The 17,398-nt window shown below is 40.2% G+C and carries 14 protein-coding genes; 10 read left to right on the top strand and 4 right to left on the bottom strand.

The window, feature by feature from the left end:
• Window positions 1-241 precede the first annotated feature (241 nt).
• From QME58_09360 to QME58_09315, 10 genes are all read left to right on the top strand, one after another.
• Window positions 242-706, top strand: coding sequence for a Mut7-C RNAse domain-containing protein (locus QME58_09360; GenBank protein MDI6804038.1), 465 nt, complete (start codon window positions 242-244; stop codon window positions 704-706).
• 24 nt (window positions 707-730) lie between these two features.
• Window positions 731-1,213, top strand: coding sequence for an adenosine-specific kinase (locus QME58_09355; protein ID MDI6804037.1), 483 nt, complete (start codon window positions 731-733; stop codon window positions 1,211-1,213).
• A gap of 10 nt (window positions 1,214-1,223) precedes the next feature.
• Window positions 1,224-2,879, top strand: a complete 1,656-nt coding sequence (hutU, locus tag QME58_09350; protein ID MDI6804036.1) for a urocanate hydratase — start codon at window positions 1,224-1,226, stop codon at window positions 2,877-2,879.
• 48 nt (window positions 2,880-2,927) lie between these two features.
• Complete coding sequence (locus QME58_09345) at window positions 2,928-3,227, top strand: hypothetical protein (GenBank protein ID MDI6804035.1); 300 nt, start codon at window positions 2,928-2,930, stop codon at window positions 3,225-3,227.
• 346 nt (window positions 3,228-3,573) lie between these two features.
• A complete protein-coding gene (locus tag QME58_09340; protein MDI6804034.1) occupies window positions 3,574-3,810 on the top strand; it encodes a CDGSH iron-sulfur domain-containing protein in 237 nt (78 codons plus the stop codon).
• A 7-nt stretch (window positions 3,811-3,817) separates the two neighbouring features.
• A complete protein-coding gene (locus QME58_09335) occupies window positions 3,818-4,984 on the top strand; it encodes a hypothetical protein (protein ID MDI6804033.1) in 1,167 nt (388 codons plus the stop codon).
• Between the two features lie 19 nt (window positions 4,985-5,003).
• A complete protein-coding gene (locus QME58_09330) occupies window positions 5,004-6,293 on the top strand; it encodes a hypothetical protein (protein MDI6804032.1) in 1,290 nt (429 codons plus the stop codon).
• A gap of 32 nt (window positions 6,294-6,325) precedes the next feature.
• The gene (locus QME58_09325; protein MDI6804031.1) at window positions 6,326-6,679 is read left to right on the top strand and encodes a hypothetical protein; all 354 of its coding nucleotides are present in this window, start codon (window positions 6,326-6,328) and stop codon (window positions 6,677-6,679) included.
• A 244-nt stretch (window positions 6,680-6,923) separates the two neighbouring features.
• A complete protein-coding gene (locus QME58_09320; protein MDI6804030.1) occupies window positions 6,924-7,280 on the top strand; it encodes a metalloregulator ArsR/SmtB family transcription factor in 357 nt (118 codons plus the stop codon).
• Window positions 7,281-7,285: 5 nt separating this feature from the next.
• Window positions 7,286-9,403, top strand: coding sequence for a heavy metal translocating P-type ATPase (locus QME58_09315; GenBank protein ID MDI6804029.1), 2,118 nt, complete (start codon window positions 7,286-7,288; stop codon window positions 9,401-9,403).
• 86 nt (window positions 9,404-9,489) lie between these two features.
• Here the strand turns inward: QME58_09315 and QME58_09310 are convergent, their stop codons facing one another.
• The 4 genes from QME58_09310 to QME58_09295 all read right to left on the bottom strand — a co-directional run bounded on the left by QME58_09310 (window position 9,490) and on the right by QME58_09295 (window position 17,264).
• Window positions 9,490-10,614 carry a D-alanine--D-alanine ligase family protein gene (locus QME58_09310; protein ID MDI6804028.1) on the bottom strand — a complete coding sequence of 375 codons (1,125 nt, stop codon included), beginning with the start codon at window positions 10,612-10,614 and terminating at the stop codon, window positions 9,490-9,492.
• Window positions 10,611-11,357 (bottom strand): class II aldolase/adducin family protein, encoded by a 747-nt coding sequence (locus QME58_09305; protein MDI6804027.1) that lies wholly within the window; start codon window positions 11,355-11,357, stop codon window positions 10,611-10,613. Before QME58_09305 ends, QME58_09310 begins: the two co-directional genes overlap by 4 nt.
• Before the next feature lie 241 nt (window positions 11,358-11,598).
• Complete coding sequence (locus QME58_09300) at window positions 11,599-15,390, bottom strand: NosD domain-containing protein (GenBank protein ID MDI6804026.1); 3,792 nt, start codon at window positions 15,388-15,390, stop codon at window positions 11,599-11,601.
• A gap of 149 nt (window positions 15,391-15,539) precedes the next feature.
• Window positions 15,540-17,264 (bottom strand): T9SS type A sorting domain-containing protein, encoded by a 1,725-nt coding sequence (locus QME58_09295; protein ID MDI6804025.1) that lies wholly within the window; start codon window positions 17,262-17,264, stop codon window positions 15,540-15,542.
• Window positions 17,265-17,398 lie beyond the last annotated feature (134 nt).

Genomic DNA, 17,398 nt, shown 5'->3' with positions numbered 1-17,398 from the left:
ACTGTACCAAGTAACGACTTCGGGATCTCGATGTCTTGAATAATCCTGAGAACATTACGTTTTATTGTATCGTTTAGAATGTTCTCTGAGAATTTCTTGTACTAAGTTCAAAGGTCTTATTTAGAATTCACTTTGTAAGATGCTGATAATTAAATTTTTGTAAATAATAGAATCCAAACGGATAATATTCATTTTGAATTAATAAATTCGTAAATTTAGTTAAAGTCTTTAGATAGTTAACATGAAATTTGTGGCTGATACGATGCTCGAGAAATTAGCCCGCTGGCTTCGACTTATAGGAAACGATGTTGTTTACGATTCCTATAAATCGCTGAAAGAACTTGTAGATTTAAGCAACAGCGAGGAGCGGGTGTTTCTAACTCGTCGGAAATCTTTTCCCGAGAACATTGCACCGGTTACTCTTTACGACCTATGCAGCGAAGACTTTGATGTTCAGATGAAACGTGTTATCGTGCAGTTTGGTTTAGACCTTAACGCAAAACTTTTTACACGATGTGTTGAATGTAACGTAGAAGTCGAAAAAGTCATCGATAAGGAAACTGTCAAAACCAGAGTCCCACATCGTTCGTGGGAAGGGTTTGCTGAGTTTTACGAATGCCCGAAGTGTAAAAAAGTATTTTGGAAAGGGGCGCATCTAACTAATACCATGAATAAATTAAATAGAATTTTGGATAAAAAAATTTAATGTCTTTTATTACAGGAGAAAAATATGGAACTGAAAATTGTAAAAATTGAAAAGCCCGCCGATATGAATTTCATACTCGGTCAGTCGCACTTCATAAAAACTGTTGAAGATATTTACGAAGCTGTGGTATCAACAAACCCGAATATCAAATTTGGACTTGCTTTTTGCGAAGCGTCAGGTCCGGCTCTCGCTCGGTACATCGGTAACGACCAAAACTTAATCGAAATTGCAAAAAAGAATGCTATGGTTTTATCCGCCGGTCATTCCTTTGTTTTGTTTATGGAAAATGGTTTTCCGATCAACATACTCAATGCGATTAAAATGGTGCCGGAGGTTTGCTATATTTATTGTGCGACCGCTAATCCGGTTGAAGTAATAATTGCAGAAACCGAACAAGGTCGCGGAATCCTCGGCGTGATTGATGGAGTAAAGACTAAGGGCGTTGAAACGGATGACGATATTAAAAATAGAAAAGAGTTTTTAAGAAAAATTGGTTACAAATTATAAAGGATGTTATATGGTTAGTCATACAAATATTAAAGCACCAAAAGGAACTCAAATTTCCTGCAAAGGTTGGATACAAGAAGCCGCACTTAGAATGTTGATGAATAATTTAGATGCGGAAGTTGCAGAAAAACCGGAAGAACTTATCGTTTACGGCGGAACAGGAAAAGCTGCGCGAAACTGGGATTGCTACGATGCAATTATTCGCAGTTTGAAAGAACTTGAAAATGATGAAACGCTTCTCGTTCAATCCGGAAAACCTGTTGGAATTTTTAAAACCCACACCGATGCACCGCGAGTCCTGATTTCTAATTCTATGCTCGTTCCGCATTGGGCTACGTGGGATGAGTTCCGGCGGTTGGAAGGACTTGGTTTAACAATGTACGGACAAATGACAGCCGGAAGCTGGATTTATATTGGCTCGCAAGGAATTCTGCAAGGTACTTATGAAACATTTGTAGAATGCGGTAACAAATACTTTGGCGGAAATCTTTCAGGAAAATTCATACTCACTGCCGGACTTGGCGGAATGGGCGGCGCTCAACCGCTCGCCGCAACAATGACCGGTGCTGCTATCCTTGTAATCGAAGTTGATCGAATAAGAATCGAGAAACGTTTAAAAACCGGATACCTCGATAAAACTACAGACAATCTTGATGAGGCACTCAAACTTATTCTTGATGCGAAAGCGAAAAAGGAAGCGCTCAGTGTCGGATTGCTAGGCAATGCTGCCGAAATTTTACCGGAGATTGTCAAACGCGGAATTGTTCCCGATATTCTCACCGACCAAACATCCGCACACGACACTCTAAATGGTTACGTGCCCGCAGGAATCTCGTATCAGCAAGCTCTTGCACTTCGACAAAACGATCCACAAAAATATATTGCAATGACACGCATTTCAATCGCCGAACACGTACTGGCAATGATCGAACTTCAAAAGCGAGGAGCTGTAACTTTCGATTATGGCAACAACATACGCGGCGAAGCTTTTGCAAACGGCGTGATGAATGCTTTCGATATTCCCGGCTTTGTGCCTGAATATATCCGTCCGCTTTTCTGCGACGGAAAAGGTCCTTTCCGCTGGGCTGTGCTTTCAGGCGACCCTGAAGATATTTACAGAACCGATAGAGCGATTATAGAAACATTTCCGGAAAATAAACCTCTCATTCGTTGGATTGAAACTGCACAGAAGCGAATCCATTTTCAAGGATTGCCTGCGCGAATTTGTTGGCTTGGTTATGGTGAGCGAGCAAAGATGGGGAAAATTTTTAATGATCTTGTTGCAAGAGGAGAAGTCAAAGCCCCGATTGTAATTGGTCGCGATCATCTCGACTGTGGCTCAGTTGCATCCCCGAATCGCGAAACGGAAAAAATGAAAGACGGCAGCGATGCAATTGCTGATTGGCCCATTCTTAACGCCCTGCTTAATGCGGTCGGAGGTGCAAGCTGGGTAAGTGTACATCACGGCGGCGGCGTTGGTATTGGAATGTCGATTCACGCGGGAATGGTTGTGGTTGCCGACGGAACAAAAGAAGCCGAACGCCGGCTTGAACGCGTTCTAACATACGATCCCGGAATGGGAATTATCCGTCATGCTGATGCCGGTTACGAACGCGCTATTGTGAATGCTAAAAAGTTTAGTGTAAAAGTTCCGATGGTGAAATAGAATTCAAAATTTTCTATATTTAATGCGAATATATAAGGATACGATTTTATGGTAACAACTCTTAAGAAAGCGAAAAAATTATTTTCTTTCAAAACTCTAAAATATGTTTACTCAGAAGAAAAAAAAACGACTGCCGTTCAGCTAAATATTGAGGACTTTTTTAATCTTATCGAAACATTAAACGTTATCGAAGATAAAAACCTTATGCGTTCGATACAACGAGGATTAAAAGATATTAGTGAAAATAAACCATACTATACCGCTGAGTTTAAAAAGCAGCTCGGTAAATATTCTAGTTATAAAAAGAAAAACAGAATTACTGCTTGCAGATCCATATTACAATTGTAACAGCGAACCATTGCACCACCAGCTAAAAGGATTGAGAAGCGCTCGTGTAACAAAAAACATCAGATTAATTTTCGCTATATGTGAAGAAGCCAAAACATTTGTTCATCCAAAAATCGTCAATATTTGTAAAAAGTTGGGTGGAAAAACAGTCATATTCATTACACTTGGGGTTCACGAAGATGTTTATTAGTTGTAGTTGTAAACAGGACTGTTGATTTTATTGATTATAACGGTTGAATTTGATACTAAAAATGAAGTAGAAAAGGGTAACTTATATATTTTCAATAAAAAACTTGATTATTTCAAAAATAAGCATTATACTTTAGGCAAATTAACGGAGGTTTTTATAACAGAACCTAAAATAGCTCAGAAAGCTCCATTTGTTTTAGAGCTTGAGCCAGGAAAATATTATTGGTGCGCTTGCGGTTTATCCACTAACCAGCCATTCTGCAATAGTTCGCACAAAAATACTGATCTCAAACCGGAAATTTTTGAGATAAAAGAAAAAACTAAGATAGCGCTTTGCGGTTGTAAACAGACTAAAACCAAACCTAAATGCGACAGAACACATAAAACACTATAGATAATTGATGCAAATTTTTTTAACTCATAAAGATCGTTTAATATTAGGCGGCAACGGCGGTTATCCTAACTCGGTTATTGAAGTCGATAAAGAAGGAAATCAGAAGAAACACGACATCAATGAAAAGTTTAGCCGTCCGTGGATTAAACATCATTTTCTAACACAAATTTTACGCGATACAGGTACGACCGAATCGATAGAGGCGCGTGATAAAAATCTGATAGACTTATTAAAAACTACACTGCCTTTAGCCGAAAATTCTTATTCCGAATCTTCATTGGGTTGCTGGCGAATCTTTCTTGAAGCAACTTATAAAACAACCGAAGCCGCCTGGTATTCTGGTAACAGAAAAATATTCCTGAAAGAAAAATTTGATAAAGCAGTCGAACAATTAGAAATCGATGTCCCCCTCTCCAATAATCAACGCAGTTTTCTTTTTTTAGACGAGATGCGTTTCCTCCGTAGGTTACCTAAAATTCCGATCAAGTTTTTTTTTGCAATCTCACAAAATTACTTACTTGAACTTTTCGAGATTCTAAAACAGACAATTATCCAAAATCCTCACAACCGCGATATCGAGCAATTGATGTACCTTTTTTACAAAGGGTTTGATAACATAGCTGAATTAATAGATTTTGCCCGCGACTTAAACCGTAACGAATATGTGGAGTGGATTTACTGGGCAGAAGACGACAAGAGAAGCATGGCTGAAATCAAACGGTCTGAAAACGATTTTAAATCGGCTTTTTATTTTTACGATTCTGCGAATCTGACACCAGTAGAGTATAAAGAAATTGCAGAATGGTATTTAGCCGAGAACGAATATAAACTAGCATACCATTTTTATTATAAAGGCAAAGAGTTCGAAATTGCCCACGATATATTACAAAACATAGGAATAAAAGAATTTGCCTCTTTAACGTCGATGCGGCAATTATCTAACTCATTGAACAGTGAATTAACCGATGCCGCTGTTAAAAACATGTTCGAGCAAGAGCTTGAAACATTACGCGGCTTCAACAGGATTCGCTCGAACGAAGCATATCAAAAAGTTGCTTCGGTTCCGGCTGCTCGTTTCGATAGAGAGACAGTCGAGAACAAATATGCTTTCGGCGAATTAACAGAAGAAGAATATGTACGCTTGATTACACAACTTCGCGATAGACGTCATTAATTAATTTCAGGGTTAAATTATGGCACAAACAATATCTATAAAAATTGGAGTCGAGAGATGTATCCACTGCGGACACAAGTGGATCGACTATTCGCAATCGCGCGAGTTCTGCTATATGTGTGGCAGGAAGAACATTTCGGAAACTCTCTCACTATCCGACATAAAAAATGCAATCTCTTCACTCCGCAACGAAGATAAACAATATTTAGACAAGCACACCAAACGAGCTGCTGTTTTGAAACAGCGATACCGCGAAACTACTGATTTATATTTAGTTCGAGCTAAAGACATCTTTGCTAAAATACAACCATACTATTATCAGGGCGCTGTTTCAGAGAAAGTGGTTGAACAATTGATATTTTGTTTCCGCTTGTTTTCTGAAACCGGTTTGCAAAAATCGGCTGCAAGCTGTGCTTATATGATAGCCACAGCATATTTGCAGCGGGGCATCGAAAAGGAAATTCAGAGAATTGAAGATTTAGGCGACCTGATTGCGGCGCGGCAATGGTTTTTACGTCTTGACGCTAAAGAATGGGAAGCCGCTATCAATCTGCATGTTGGTGAAAAAGCTATGGCAACGATAAGCACCGACCCGGCGCTACTGCAAACAATGATGCAAATTGCGTTGTGGCATTTTTATCGTGCACGAAATTTTTACTTTGATAAAAAAGCCACGCAACTTGTTGAACGAATACAATTCGATATCGATCAGACAACCAAACTTCTTTCGTCATATACACGTGGTTTATCGGAAATTGAAGCTGCTAAAATTTCCGCTTACGGAAACGAAAATCAGGGAGCTGAAATCCGAAAAGGTCTCGAATCTTTGGGTAGCTCACTGAATTATGGCTTGGAGGTGTTCGGAGAAAACATCGAGCAAGCCGGCGGAAGCTTGAATCGGGCACTTCAAAGTACGGTGGGACTCCTCAGTGCAAGTTTGAGCCATACCGCTTATGCAATTACTTCTGCAATGGGTAAACCAAACAAAATTTTAAGAGATAGCGTGATAGATATAGGAAGAATGATTAATGCAAGCTCCCAGTCATTAACTCCAGAAACTTCGAAGTCGATAAACGACCTCGGCACAAAGTTAGCCAAAAGCACTGCCAATAAAAACATGCTGCGGAAGATTGTGTCGAATGACAACTTCAAGAATCTTACCGATTCGATAATGCCAAACACACAAAAAGCGATCGATAATATCGGCAACCTCGATCAGCCCTCTGAAAAATCACCCGACAGTTTATTAGATACATTGGTAATCGATGGAATGGATTCGGTGATATATCAAATGGAGAAAAGAAATTAATTAACAATTATATATTTACAAAAGGAGAATACATGCATAGTGCCGGACATATCGAAATACCGACAACTGATTTTAAAGTAACACAAAAATTTTTCGGAAAATTATTCGATTGGAAATTTGAGGAAGTGCCCGATTGGGATTACATGCTTTTTTATGCCCCACAAAAGCCACACGGTGGATTTTATAAAGTGAAGAAAATGGCAAAGAAACATACAGTATTAATCTACATCGAAGTAACTTCTATAGATATAAAATTAAAAGAAATTAAAAAACTAAAAGGAAAAGTTTTGATACCGAAAACTTCTATCGGCAAAATGGGCTGGTGGGCAAAGTTTGAAACTCCCGACGGCTGCCACTTAGCACTATGGGAAAGCGCCAAACAATAACTTTTAACATAACACGATCGCAAGATTGAATAGCCGGTTTCTTTAAACAAACAAGCACAACTTCTGTTTTTGGAGCCGGCTTTTCTATAACACCGATGCACCTTCTCTGAACCTCACCCTTTCGCTCCACTATCCGCTAACAATTAAATACCAATCCATTCTATTTACTCTTCTTGCTTTTTAAAATAAATTAAACTATAATACGATTGAATAATTGCTCAATCGTTAATATGAAAGAATAAATATGGCTAAACCAATCCCCGTTTGCAAAATTGGAATCGTGCACAAAGACAGGGTTAAATCAGCCCAGAGTGCAATCAAAAACGAAGAAAGTATATTTAAAGCTTCCGAAATCTTTAAAATACTCAGCGACCCTACCCGCTTAAAAATTGTAATGGCATTAGCAAAAGAAGAACTCTGTGTTTGCGACATCGCAGCTCTCCTCAACTTAACTGAGTCAGCAATTTCACACCAGCTTCGTCTGCTTAAAAATTCACGAATCGTAAAACATCGCCGCGAAGGCAAGATGGCTTATTATTCAATAGACGATAAGCATATTGAAGATTTAATAAAAACGGCTTTACAACATACAACAGAGTAATCGTTATGAGTAAAAAAAGTAAAAACACACTTCTTTATGTAAAAGGAGTTTGCTGCAGCGAAGAAGAAGTTATTGTGCGAAAAAAACTCTCTTCTATCGAGGGGATTGAGCAATTCCAATTCAACCTCATCACACAACGACTTAGTGTAACGCACACTTGTCCGGAAGATAAAATTATAAACGTGCTCGGCTCAGCCGGTTTTAAAGCTCAAAGGTTTGAAGCATCTGTAAAACCAAAAAATTTTTGGGAAAAACATTCTAATCTGATTTTTACTACAACCTCCGGTTTCCTAACTTTTTTGGGTATCGCCTTAAATTTTTTCGGAATTACTCAATCGGTAACAATAGCAATTTTCGTTGCAGCTATTTGTAGCGGAGGATGGCAGATTGCTATAAAAGGTTACAAAGCTGTCCTCAATCTTGCATTAGATATGAATTTCCTAATGTCGATTGCAACAATCGGTGCGGTGATAATAGGTGAATTTGCCGAAGCAGCGGCAGTCATATTTATGTTCTCGTTGGCTTTACTACTTGAATCGTACAGCATCGAAAGAACTCGTAATGCAATCCGATCGTTGATGGAACTTGCGCCTCAAACTGCCTCTGTTAAAAACGGCAACAGTGAGATATCAAAAAAAATCGAGGATGTTAAAATCGGAGAAATAATTATTGTTCGCCCCGGCGAAAGAGTTTCGCTCGATGGAATTATTACTCACGGAAAAACATCTGTAAATGAATCGCTTATTACCGGCGAATCGCTGCCGGTTTTTAAAAGCGAAAGTGATGCTGTATATGCAGGCACAATCAACGGGAAAGGAATTATTGAGTTTAAAGTTACACATAGTTATCGCGATACTAAATTAGCTCACATCATCCATCTTGTTGAAGAAGCACAATCGGAGAAATCTCAGAGTCAAACATTTATCGAAAAGTTTTCGCGCTATTACACTCCATCGGTAGTTGTTTTAGCAATTTTGATTGCAGCCATTCCGCCTCTCTTTTTTTCTCAACCTTTCATCGAATGGTTTTACCGCTCGCTAGTAATGCTCGTTATCGCTTGTCCCTGTGCTCTTGTAATCTCAACACCGGTAACTATTGTAAGTGGAATAACAAGCGCTGCCCGCAACGGAGTTCTTATAAAAGGCGGTAGATATTTGGAAGAAATCGGTAAAATATCAGCACTTGCCATCGACAAAACTGGCACACTAACGGAAGGTAAGCCAAAAGTTGTTGATGTGGTTCCTTTGAATTCAGTTTCTAATACTGAACTTTTAAGGATCGCTGCAGCAATTGAAGCAAAATCGGAACATCCGTTAGCGGCGGCAGTTGAACTGAAAGCAATCGAAGAAGATATATCATTTCAAGATATTGTCGTTCACGATTTTGAATCGTTCCCGGGCAAAGGTATTAAAGCAGTTGTTAATGGAAAAACCTACATACTCGGCAATCATCATTTTTGTGAAGAACTGCAAGCGTGCAACAATCAAGTGGAAAATATACTTCATAAATTAGAGAACGAGGGAAAAACTGTTGTAGTCATAATTGAAGAAAATATTCCTGTCGGAGTGATATCTGTTGTAGATACAGCGCGAGAAGAGAGTAAACAGGCGATATCGCTTCTTCACAAAGTCGGCATCAAAAAGGTGATAATGCTTACGGGCGACAACGAAGTAACAGCCCGCTCGATTGCCGGCGAACTTGGCATTGATGATGTGCGTGCCCATTTACTCCCCGAAAATAAAGTCGAAGCAATTAATGAATTAAAAAATATTTATGGAAATGTTGGAATGGTAGGCGACGGGGTGAACGATGCGCCTGCGCTGGCATCAGCGTCAATTGGTATTGCTATGGGAACAGCCGGCACTGATGCGGCAATCGAAACCTCGAACATCGTCCTGATGTCCGATAATCTCTCGAAAGTTTCTGAAACTATAAACTTATCCAGAAAAACGCTTCGAATTATTAAACAGAACATTACAATTGCATTAGTAACGAAAGGGATATTTTTGATTTTAGGTGCATCGGGTATAGCAACCTTGTGGCTTGCAATTTTAGCAGATGATGGAGCGGCATTGTTAGTAATATTAAACGGATTGAGGTTGTTGAAGAGGAACACTTATTAGTGAAAATTAGTGTAATTCGTGGCGAAAAAAAATAAGCCACAAATCGCACGAATGTACACGAATGCAAGTGGTTGACCAAATAGCAATTAATTTTTATACCAATCTTTCTTCGGTCTATAAGCGGTCTTTAACTTCGACTTCTCTTCAAATTTTTCAATCGCTACCTTAATTAACATATCTAACAGTTTTGGATATGGAATTCCCGATGCTTCCCAAAGTTTCGGATACATACTGATTGATGTAAATCCGGGAATTGTGTTGAGTTCGCTTAAATAGATTTTGTTAGAATTTCTTTCTACTAAAAAGTCGGCACGCGCCATACCCGAACAATCTATTGCCTTGTAACCCCGCAAAGCATACTCTTTAATTTTATCTGAAACGCGTTTAGGAATGTTTACTGGTATTTCCGAGGTGGACTTGCCATCCACATATTTTGCATCATAGTCGTAAAATTCGTTTGATGGAATAATCTCGCCCGGCACCGATACAATCGGATTGTCGTTGCCCAACAAGCTAACCTCGATTTCGCGAGCATTCTGAACTGATTTCTCGACTAAAATTTTCCTGTCATAATACGCAGCAAGCTCGATTGCACCTTCAAGCTCACGCCGGTTGTGTGCTTTTGTAATTCCAACACTTGAGCCCATATTCGCCGGTTTAACAAAACAGGGGAAACCAAGTTCATTCGCTACTTGAGATAAATAAAACTTTTTATTTACCTGGAATTCTTTCCGAAGAAACCAGACGTCGGGTGTAACGGGAATACCTGCTGCCTTGTAAAGCCGGCGTGCAACAATTTTATCCATTGCAACCGATGAGGCAAGCACACCAGCCCCAACATACGGAATGTTAGCAAGTTCAAGTAACCCCTGCACCGTTCCATCCTCTCCGAATGTCCCGTGAAGAACCGGAAATATTACATCAATTTTTTCTTTAGAATTTATTTTTGAAAAAATTTCTACTATACCTTGTAAGTTTGGGTCGGGCAGTAGAATTTTTTGTGGTTGTTGGTTTATTTTTTTTCTTGATTTCAAAACTTCAAGTGCATCGGGCGAACTTATCCATCTGCCATTTAATGTAATTCCTATCGGAACAACATCATACTTCTTCTTGTCGAGTGCATTGATTACTGACGTTGCAGATACTAACGACACTTCGTGCTCGGCTGACCTTCCACCAAACAGAACACCTATTTTAAGTTTACGTTTCATAGATAATGCTTTTTAATATAAGTTTTCAAATCGTCTTCTGAATTTTCGGTTTGTTTCGGTGTATTACTTTGTCTGCATGTGTCGGAAGTTTCGCACGCAAGCCTGTCTGAAAAATCTTTGCTAATAGATTTTAATTTTTCTACATCTTGCTGCGATAAAAGATTTTCTCCCCCTAACATCCGGGCAATAAAAGTAATATGAGCTGCGTGTTCAACTTTTTCCATTTTGTAATACGCATCGTATAAATCGTTGCCGTAAGTTACAACGCCGTGATTAGAAAGCATTATCGCGTCGGTGTGTTTAACGAACGGCTCAATGGCTTTAACTACTTCGAGAGTTGAGGGCGTTGCGTATTCGGCAAGCGGGATTGCTCCCAAACCTACAATGACTTCCGGAAACACGCATCCGGTTAATGGTTGGCGGGCTGTAGCAAACCCTGTTGCATACGGCGGATGTGCATGAACAACTGCATTTACATCGGGGCGCTGTAAATAAATATAGAGATGCATTGCTAACTCGGTTGAGGGGGCGTAGTTACCCGAAACCACCTCGCCGTGCATATTAACTTCGATTATATCTTCGTCGGTAACCATTCCCTTGTTCACACCGGTTCGTGTGGTCAGGAATGTTCCTGTTTTAAGCCGAACGCTCACATTGCCATCGGTTGCCGAGACAAAGCCTTTCCCGTAAAGCCGGTGACAGACACCGATCAATGTTTCTATAATATTATCCCGCTGCGTCATCTTTTATTTTTAACTTTTACCAATTGAAAATAATAAAATCGGATGTAAAAAACTAACTAAGCGGTAAGACACATTTTAATCGTTGATTGTAAAAACGAAGCCCCACACCCGGTTTTACAGGAATGAGGCTAATTATAGTAATTGTGAATACAAATCCAGTCTATATAATCCCGTCAGAACACTTTGCCGGGATTTGTATTTGTAAGTTAAGATTATTTACTTACAATAGTGCCAAATGGCACTATTTGATAAGCATCATCTTTCTGACTTGTAAAAATTTATTTGATGGATTGGTAATATCTATAGCAGAAATTCTGTAAAAATAAACACCGCTTGCCGCTTGATTGCCAGTGTTGTTGTCGCTATTCCAAACTACTTCATAATATCCCGCATCCTGTATCCCATTGACAAGCATATTAACTTCCTGACCAAAAATATTGTAAATGGTAATTTCGACATTACTAACTTTTGGAAGCTGGTATTTTATGAGCGTACTCGGATTAAATGGGTTGGGATAGTTTTGCTGCAAACCAAATGCAGATGGGATTGATTGCATTCCCTCCAGTTGTTTCTTGGATTTTGGCAGTTTTCTCATTTCAACACGGAACTGCCCGTTTTTATTAAACCCAGAAATTTCTTGCTGGTCAGATTGCATTATCTGAAGCTGCAGCTGAGCCAACTGCGTACGTTCATCGTTCGGAAATTGCTGTTTCATGTTCAAGAATGTTTCTTCAGCATCTCCTTCAGCATCCAACTCAAAACCTTCTAACGTCATCTTTGAAAGAAGCGCTGAGATTTTAAGGTCAGAATCTAACTGCTGATTGAGAGCCTGCTGATATTTTTCTAACGCAGTATAAGGATCAGAGTATGAAGCATACTCACGAGCGGCATAGAGAGACGCGCTTCGCACAATTTCAGCATTCGAATGGCTTGACAAAGACTCAAGATATGCTTTAAGCTGATCGATTCCCGTTGTGCTGCCACTACGTATCAACTCTTGATAGGTTTCTCTAAGCTCGTTAAGGGCTTGATTTGCTTGACTTAATGCCGGATAATCCCTTATGATTAATTTATACTTAACAATTGCATCCTGAAATAATCCATTTCGCCTATCGTTGTATGCTAACAACAATAATCTCTGTGGTTCTGGATCTGGATCGATGGGGTCCTCGATGATTCTTGAAGTCTCGTCAACTAAGAATAAATCCTCAGCTAATTTTGAAAGGGTCGGCTGAACTTTAAGGTTGACTAATTGCGAGTATTCCACAATTGCACCTAAAGGAGCGTCCGGATCGGCGCTTTGAATTATATTGCCGCCGCCAAAAGAATTCACCAACGTCCCTTCTTGATATCCCAAGAATGCCGTGCCTTTAACTGCAAGAACTTGTGTGATTTGATTTCCTTCTATTCTGTTCGACCCAGAGCGGCTCGTTGTTATATCGCTGAAGCGGCAATAACCACTTCCATAAATTACAACGCCAACCTGTGTGTTGTCGCTTATCGTATTGCCCGACAATAACGGATTGCTTGACTCGATTAGTATTCCTTTCTGACCGCCGCTTACAACGTTATTGGTAAGTACCGGGCTGGAATTATTAAGCGTTACAACTCCCCAGGCATTTCCGCTTAATGTTGATGAGTTCATTGTAGGCGGATTATCAACGCTTCCGTAAAAGCCGGTGCCAACAAGGCAGTCCGTGATTTTTGTATTTTCGATTTGGATATCAGAGCGAATACCGAGAATGCCAACCATAGCACCGCTGATCTCGGCATGCTCGATATGTGCTTTAGCTTCTTTGTCTATATAAATTCCGCCCCAGCGCTGAGAAGGAGTCTCGGCTTTAAACTGAACTTTATTAATGGCTGTACCCTGAACGTATAACTGACCCTCAACAATAAGGCGGCTGCCAGGGGAAAATAAAAACACTGCTCCTTCGTCAACAACCAACGTCTTCCCTGGGTCGATTTTCATTGTCCCGTTGACATTAATTACTTCCCCAATACCAATAGAAGAAGTTTTTGTAAATCCAGATGGACATCCAGCAGCAACTGTCTGAACTGATGTTGACATATAATGTACACCAGAATCGCTACCTACGTATAAATTATAAGGAGAAGTTGTGGAAAAGGATATGTGATGAATATTTTTAGCGGGGATTCTGCTGCCAGCACTCGTCCAACCCGTTGTAAGGATTGTACCTCCGGTATGACGAACAATGCTATCGCGACCACCTATTTTAACGAGAGCATAGAGATTATCATCCGTCTGAGGACGTAAGGCAAGCTGTGATAGACCGGAAAATTTGCCTATTCGACAAGAATCATTTCCGCCAACAGCAACTCTTAATATAAAATTTCCATACCCGGCATAGTAATTCTGTGGATTGCTATATCCGATGGCAAGGGTGAATACAGATTTTCCAATCGGTGTTGTTCGCATCCATAAATCCCCGCCGTTTGTCGTACGATAGGCACCCTTTAAATTTCCCGATGGCATTGCTGCGAATAATAAATTGTTGGTTGGATGGGCAACAAGCGAAGTAACCGTGTTCTTTCCACCATCCACAACACCTTCGGTTTTCGCCCAGCTATCCCCATCAGAAGAAAAGAAAACATTATAATTGATATAAACGCCATACACTTGATTCCATAGTTTATCAATCTTACCAAAAGCAAAAAATTTCTGATGAGTTTGTGAGTAGGTAATCCCTTCTACAATACTGCCTTTTAGACTTGATAAGAATTTTCGGGTCCAGTTTTCTCCTGCATCAGTCGATTTGTAAATTACTGCTCGGGCACCATTAATTTTTGCCTTACCGAATGCAAAGGCAATGTTACTATTAACAGGATGAAAAATTACACCTTGCGCAGTAAATTCATCCTGAATAAATGGATCCATAATCTTACTCCATCCAGTTCCATTAAACCTGCTTAATATATCGTATTTTCCGTCTTTCTGAACAGCAAGCACAATATTATTTGCCGCCGCTACACCCGTTACTTTTGCACCACGCAATGACGTTTGGGTTATCAAAATCCAGTTATCCCCGCCATCCGTTGAGCTATAGATGCCTTTATCACTCGCTGCATATATAGTATTGTTGACTACTTGAATAGAGAACACTTGTCTGCCTTCGAGTTTGGCAGCTGACTGCCAGCCGACATCTGTCATTCGGAAGAGCCCCTTTTTTGCTCCGACAACCCACCGCTGTCCAACTCTCTGTATTACATTTATCCGACCTGCTTTTGCTGATGAAAATCCTGGGACTTCAATAAATCCAGGTAGATCTCCCTCCTTGATAAGCAATTTTCCAGACTTTGTTCCGACCAATCGGTTTGTTCCATATACACCGATTGCTGTAGCGTCGATGTCTTGTTTAATATGCTCCCAGGTATCGCCTCCAGTAGTCGATGCCCAGACACCTCTCTTCCGTTGAGGTATATTAGCAGTACTAATATCATCATACGTACCCGTTACCCATATCTCCTGACTGCCACTGCCAGCCCGAACCGCTATATCCGTTACGTTTGTGGCTGCTACATCGCGAAAATAATTATCAGAAGAATTATAAGAAGAAAGAGATGCACCGTTGTAACGTGAAGTTCTCAATGAGGATTTTCCGCTCGAATATTTAGACCCAAGATATACATGTGTTATGTGATCAGGTGAGCGTTTGAGTCGAAGCGGGTGGGTGACGGGAGTAAGATCACTCCATGTGCTCCCTCCATCACTTGAATATATAACAGTATCCTTCTTCCCTATAACTACATGGTTTGCATCCGTTGGATTAGACGTAACAACAAGCGGTTCTTCCACATCTATACCCAATGGATTCCAGACGATACCGGAATTAGTCGATTTCATTATTCGGTATGCATCGGCGGCGTAAATCGTACTGCCGCTTACCGATACCTCACGAACCGTTACATTCGCAGGCGGTCCGTCTAAGTAACTCTGCGAATTTGAAATCATAACAATAGCCATTATTAAAACAGCGGTTATGATAACGCGCGAAACAATTTTGTAACACATAGTAAATCTCCTTATATTTTTTATGCGGTGGATTATTGATTTACCGTCGTGATCGTTCCGCCGCACTAGCGATCCCGACAGTAGTAGGTGCGAGACGCACTCCGAAAGGTATATAGCAAGCAGAGTTGGAATGCGTCCGCACTTTTTATTTATTTTACAAGCAAGCATTTATTTGCCGCGGTATATTGTAATTGATTGGTCTGTGCGTCATAGACTGTTAGCCGATAATAGTACACCCCAGACGGTAATCCTCCGCCTAAGGCGGAAGAGGCGGATGAAGCGTCGAACTCAACTTCGTACTCGCCGGCATCGAGCAACTCATTGTTCACCAATTCGGCAACCTCACGGCCTAAAACATCATACACTTTTAGCGTTACCCAACTATTAACTATTAACGAGTAACGAATAACGGTTACTGGATTAAACGGATTCGGATAGTTCTGCATCAAACCAAACTCTAACGGTTCCTGAGTTAACTGCGGAGGCACTGGATTATTTTCTCGTACTATCGGCTTTACCTTCAATGGCGCTGAACGAATAAAAACGTTAAACCATAGACTATCCCTATCTACATGCTCATTCCATGCTACAAACACACGCGAAGGTGAAACATGAACTGCTGGACCCGCGGCTAATTCAGATTCCGGTGTCAGGTTAACCTCCGGACACCATGAATAGCCACCGTCTAACGATGTGCGTGTCTTAACTTGAATAGTGGCGGGGGGCGGTGAAAAAAATCCCATTGTATCTACATCCCATGTAACGGCAACGGGATTCCCAAAATTGGGTTCTACATTTATTGGCGGAAGTCCGGGCATGGCTTCGGGTATTTGTGTTAGAACCACCTCAGGACCGAAGGTTAAGCCGTTATCTTCGGATTTACGGTAAATCAAACTCCCACCCATTGAATAACCCCCGTATTTACCGTCTCTCCATGCAATATGCAGCTCGCCGTTTTTTGTCGCCGATATATCGTATGGTTCAAACGATGAATATCCATCGGGTGTGGTAAGTAAAACAGGTCGGCTCCATTGCCTGCCCAAATTTGTTGAACGGGTGTAAAATATTTCTCCACCACGATATTTCCTTCCATATTTAACATAAGTAAGGTGAAGTGTTCCATTGCTTAGAGCAACGCGTGGACTCAACAATTTGCCGAATCTACTTTGTCTGCTTCGCCAGGTTAATCCCGAATTTGTTGAGTAATAAAAATATCGATAATAGTCAATTGATAACACAATCGTATCGCCGAGAGCAGCCAAACCAGCCTCACGGAAACCCCCACTCATAATTAGTTTATTTACAGTCATACGAGCTGCTTCGAAAGTCTCTCCGTTGTCAGTTGACCTCATAAACATTATAGGTGATAAAGCTTTTCCATGTCTTATGAAAATAAAAAAGAGATAGACATATTTTTCCGTTGCGAGTACTTTTACAGTCGAAACTCCTTGAGGGAATATAGTCCAATCGTTTAAGTCTCGAATTTCAAATGTCAAACCACCGTTTGTCGAGCGCGCATATCTGAATCTGAGTGAATCGGTAATAGACCAGGTTACATGCACATACTGATCGCCTTGCGTGGCTATGCTTGGGAATAATCCGTCATGTACTGATAATCGAATAGGAGGTGTCCAATCAGTCGGGCAGCCGCTTGTATCGGTACTTGTGGTATGTGCATTTAATTTTCTTAGCTTAGATATGATTTGTTTGTTCTCCTTGCCATTTTCATCTATCGCTTCTTTATTGAAAATGAATGGATGCGAACTTGGCATAATACTTTTCAATATTGTTGTATTTGGCTCTTGCGCTGATAACTTAATACCAAACAGTGCAATCAATCCGCACAAAGCGGATAAAAAGTAAATCTTTTTCATAAAAGCTCCTTATAAAGATATTAAGTTTGAAATTTGAATTAATTTATTTATATTAAAAAAAACTTTTAATCTAATTAAAGGGCATCTCTAAAAATTAGTTTTGACGAAAATATTTATTTGCATTTGAAAAATCA

It is taken from the genome of Bacteroidota bacterium (genome assembly GCA_030017895.1).
Lineage (GTDB): Bacteria > Bacteroidota > Ignavibacteria > UBA10030 > BY39 > JASEGV01.
The sequence above is the reverse complement of the archived record's forward strand: the minus strand, read 5'-3'. Positions and strand labels throughout refer to the sequence as shown.